The sequence below is a fragment of the Arthrobacter sp. JCM 19049 genome, assembly GCF_001310435.1.
On the sequence record NZ_BAXF01000153.1, the window covers coordinates 1 to 4,542 of the forward strand.

Below are 4,542 nucleotides of genomic sequence, written 5' to 3' on the forward strand. Positions count from 1 at the left end.
GCGCCGCCACCGCCTATGAGGTGGAGCCGGAGGTCGTGGTCGATGACGGGCAGACCCTGGCGGTCAAGCACTACCGGGCGCTGGGCGTGGTGGGCGCGATCGGCCCGTGGAACTGGCCGATGATGATTTCAATCTGGCAGCTGGCCCCGAGCCTGCGCATGGGCAACACCGTGGTGATGAAGCCCAGCGAGTACACCCCGCTGTCGGTGGTGGCCCTGGTGCACGTGATCAACCAGGTGCTGCCCCAGGGCGTGCTGCACGTGGTGCCCGGCGGGCGTGAGGTGGGGGAGAAGCTCTCCAGCCATCCGCAGATCGCCAAGATCATGTTCACCGGCTCCACCCGCACCGGCAAGGCGATCATCCGCTCCTCCGCGGACACGGTCAAGCGCCTGACCCTGGAACTGGGCGGCAACGACGCCGGCGTGGTGCTGCCGGACGTGGACCCGGCAGCGGTGGCCGAGGACCTGTTCTGGGGAGCCTTCATCAACACCGGGCAGACCTGCGCGGCCCTGAAGCGCCTCTACGTGCCCGAGGCAATCTACGACCAGGTGTGCGACGCGCTGGTTGAGGTCGCCGGCAAGATGCCGATGGGGGTGGGCCTGGAGGAGCAGAACGTGCTCGGCCCGCTGCAGAACAAGGCCCAGTACGACATCGTCGCCGACCTGGTGCAGGACGCGGTGGACTCCGGGGCGCGGGTGCTGCTGGGCGCCAACCCGGATGGGCAGGCGGCCGGCTACTTCTACCCCACCACCCTGGTGGCGGACATCGACCCGCAGAACCGCCTGGTCACCGAGGAGCAGTTCGGCCCGGCCCTGCCGATCGTGAAGGTCAAGGACGTGCAGGAGGCGATCGAGCTGGCGAACTCGCTGGAGGTGGGCCTGGGCGCCTCGGTCTGGTCCGCCGACAAGGCCAAGGCCCAGGAGGTTGCCGCGCAGCTGCAGGCCGGCACCGTGTGGATCAACTCGCACGGCACCATTGACCCGCGGGTGCCGTTCGGGCGGGGCCAAGCAGTCCGGTTACGGGCTGGAGTTCGGCCTGGACGGGCTGAAGTCCCTGGCCCAGCCGCAGATCATCAAGAGCTAGCTCCAGACTGCACCCACCGGCGCCGGTCACGGGAAACCGTGTCCGGCGCCGGTGGTCGTTAACGTGCGGTGCGGCGGGGCCGAAACCGGGGTGGGGCCAGGCTCAGGGCTTGGGGTTGTGGTGGTACCAGATGTCCTCAATGAACGGTTCGCTGCCGGCGCGCAGCATCACGATGCTGTCCGGGAAGCGGGTGCCGTCGGGCAAGGTGATGTCGATGGTGGCCCAGGAGCCGTTCCAGTAGCCCAGTTCGAAGCTGCTGGGGTGGTAGCGCTGGACGATGTTCGCCTCAAGGTGGCGAGTTGAGCGCTCGTAGCCGTTCCACGACAGGGCGCCAAAGACGGCCGCGATCAGCAGCGCCACACCGCCGGGGAGCAGCTCGATACGGATGGAGGAGCGGGCCTTCCACGTCTGTTCCCCGTCGCGCAACCGGCTGAACCGGCGTCGGCGGAACAGCCCGTGCAGCAGCAGCGGAATGCCAAAGACCACCAGGATGCCCGCGATCCCCAGATGCATCATCGGGGTGAGGTAGTCCACCTCAGCGTATGTCCGTGCATCCATGATCCAAATCTAGTGCAGCGGATCACCCTGTCAAGGGTTGCCTCCACGCCGGGAACAGCACCGCGGTCCGGGCCTCTGGCCTGTGCCAGGGACCCGGACCGCGGTGTTCTTCCGGGCCGTGCCGGATTTTGCGCCTATTCCTCGACGAAGCGGTCGGCCACGATGAGGGCCTGTTCCAGCCGGTCCAGTGCCTCGATGAGCACCTCGTCGGGGATGTTCATCGCCGGGACGACGTGCAGCCGGTTGAAGTTGGCCATGGGCAGCAGGCCGGCGGACTTCGCCGCGGCCACCACCTCGTTCATCTGCGGCGAACTGCCCCCGTAGGGGGCCAGCGGTTCTCGGGTGGCCCGGTTCTTGACCAGCTCGATCGCCCAGAACACCCCGGTGCCGCGCACCTCGCCCACCGCGGGGGTGCTCGGTGGCGAACTGGCGCAGCCGCGGCCCGATGATCTCATCGCCCAACCGCTTGGCGTTGGCGATCATGCCCTCGTCCTCCATGGCGTTGATCGTCGCCACCGCCGCGGCGCAGGCCAGCGGGTGCCCCGAGTAGGTCAGCCCGCCGGGGTAGACCTGCTCGCGGAAGGTCTCGAAGATCGGTTCGCTGATCGCCACCCCGCCCAGCGGCACGTAGCCGGAGTTCACGCCCTTGGCGAAGGTGAGCAGATCCGGGGTGACGTTCCAGTGGTCCACCGCGAACCATTCACCCGAGCGCCCGAAGCCGGCCATGACCTCGTCGGCGATGTACACGATCCCGTATTTGCGGGTCAGTTCGCGCACCCCCTGCAGGTAGCCGGGCGGGGGCAGGTAGATGCCCGCGGTGCCGGGGATCGTTTCCAGGATCAGCGCGGCAATGGTGCCCGGGCCCTCCAGGATGATCGTGTCCTCCAGGTGCTTCAGCGCCCGCTCGGTTTCCTCCGCCTCGGTGGTGGAGTTGAAGTAGGAACGGTACGGGTAGGCCGGGAAGAAGTGCACCACCCCGTCGGTGGCCTTGTCCGAGGCGAAGCGCCGCGGATCCCCGGTGATGTTCACCGCCATGTGGGTGCCGCCGTGGTAGGAGCGGTAGGCCGAAAGCACCTTGTTCCGCCCGGTGTGCAGCCGCGCCATGCGCACCGCGTGCTCCACCGCGTCCGCCCCGCCATTGGTGAAGAAGATCTTGTTCAGATCCCCGGGGGTGCGTTCGGCGATCAGCCGGGCCGCCTCGGAGCGCACGTCGCTGACGTGCTGCGGGGCGATCGTGGCGATCTTGGCGGCCTGCTCCTGGATGGCGGCGATGACCTTGGGGTGCTGGTGACCGATGTTGGTGTTCACCAGCTGGCTGGAGATGTCGATGAGCTTGCGCCCCTCGCCGTCCCAGACATGGGAGCTCGGTCTTCAGGATCGTCATCGGGCTGAACGGGCCCTGGGCCTGCCAGGAGTGGAAGACGTGCGCCTTGTCCAGCTCGTAGGCGCGCCGGCCCGCGGCGATCTGCTCGGCGGAGAGATCGCTGGTCAGTTGTTCGGTCATGAGTTCTTTCCTTTACTCAACGAAACGCGTTGGGTGACGTGCGCCGGGGCGCGGCGCTAGTCGTTCTGCGGGAAGCCGAGGTTGATGCCGCCGTGGCTGGGATCCAGCCAGCGCTTGGTCACGACCTTGTTGCGGGTGAAGAACTTGAAGCCCTCCGGACCGTAGGCGTGCTGATCACCAAACAGGGAGGCCTTCCAGCCGCCGAAGGAGTGGTAGCCCACCGGCACCGGGATCGGGACGTTGACCCCGACCATGCCCACCTGGATCTGGTTTTCAAAGCGGCGGGCCGCGCCGCCGTCGTTGGTGAAGATCGCGGTGCCGTTGCCGTACTTCGAGGCGTTGATCAGCTCGATGCCCTCGTTGAAGCTCTCCACGCGCACCACCGAGAGCACCGGGCCGAAGATCTCATCGGTGTAGATGGACATGTCGGTGCCGACCTTGTCGAACAGCGTCGGGTGCAGGAAGAAGCCCTCACCGTCCGCGTCGGTGGAACCCTCTCGTCCGTCCAGGACCAGTTCGGCCCCGGCGGCCACGCCGGCATCGATGTACCCGGCGACCTTGTCGCGGTGTTCCCCGGTGATCAGCGGGCCCATGTCGCAGCCGCGGGTGCCGTCACCCACGCGCAGCTTCTTGGAGCGTTCGGCGATCTTGGCCACCAGCTCATCGGCGATCGGCTCCAGGGCCACGACCACGGAGATGGCCATGCAGCGCTCGCCGGCGGCACCATAGCCGGCGTTCACGGCCATGTCGGCCGCCAGGTCCAGGTCGGCGTCGGGCAGCACCAGCATGTGGTTCTTCGCCCCGCCGAAGGCCTGGACCCGCTTGCCGTGGGCGGTGCCGGTCGAGTAGACGTACTGGGCGATCGGGGTGGAGCCAACGAAGGAGACCGAGGCGATGCGCTCGTCGGTGAGCAGGGTGTCCACCGCCTCCTTGTCCCCGTGCACCACGTTCAGCACGCCTTCGGGCAGCCCGGCCTCGGCGAACAGCTCGGCCAGCCAGTTCGCTGCGGTCGGGTCCTTCTCGGAGGGCTTGAGGACCACGGCGTTGCCGGCGGCGATGGCCACCGGAAGAACCACAGCGGCACCATGGCCGGGAAGTTGAACGGGAGATGATCGCCGAGACGCCCACGGGCTGGCGCAGCGACTGCACGTCCACCCCGGTGGAGGCGTTTTCCGAGTATTCGCCCTTGAGCAGGTAGGGGGCGTTGCAGGCCAGCTCGACCACCTCCATGCCGCGGGCCACTTCGCCCAGCGCGTCATCCAGCACCTTGCCGTGCTCGGCGGTGATGATGGCGGCCAGTTCGCCCTTGCGCTCGGCCAGCAGCTCGCGGAAGCGGAACATGATGGCGGTGCGCCGCGCCAGGGAGGTGTCGCGCCACTTCGGGAAGGCGGTGGCCG

General features: G+C 68.0%; 1 protein-coding gene and 3 pseudogenes. 1 reads left to right on the plus strand and 3 read right to left on the minus strand.

The window, feature by feature from the left end; all coding sequences use genetic code 11:
* Positions 1 to 1,083, plus strand: a pseudogene (locus JCM19049_RS08385) (aldehyde dehydrogenase family protein); the annotation flags it as partial.
* Between the two features lie 102 nt (positions 1,084 to 1,185).
* Here JCM19049_RS08385 and JCM19049_RS08390 read toward each other — a convergent pair.
* The 3 genes and pseudogenes from JCM19049_RS08390 to JCM19049_RS08400 all read right to left on the minus strand — a co-directional run.
* Positions 1,186 to 1,641 carry a hypothetical protein gene (locus JCM19049_RS08390; RefSeq protein ID WP_279402768.1) on the minus strand — a complete coding sequence of 152 codons (456 nt, stop codon included), beginning with the start codon at positions 1,639 to 1,641 and terminating at the stop codon, positions 1,186 to 1,188.
* Between the two features lie 134 nt (positions 1,642 to 1,775).
* Positions 1,776 to 3,145 (minus strand): annotated as a pseudogene (locus tag JCM19049_RS08395) (aspartate aminotransferase family protein).
* Between the two features lie 56 nt (positions 3,146 to 3,201).
* A pseudogene (locus tag JCM19049_RS08400) lies at positions 3,202 to 4,542 on the minus strand (CoA-acylating methylmalonate-semialdehyde dehydrogenase); the annotation flags it as partial.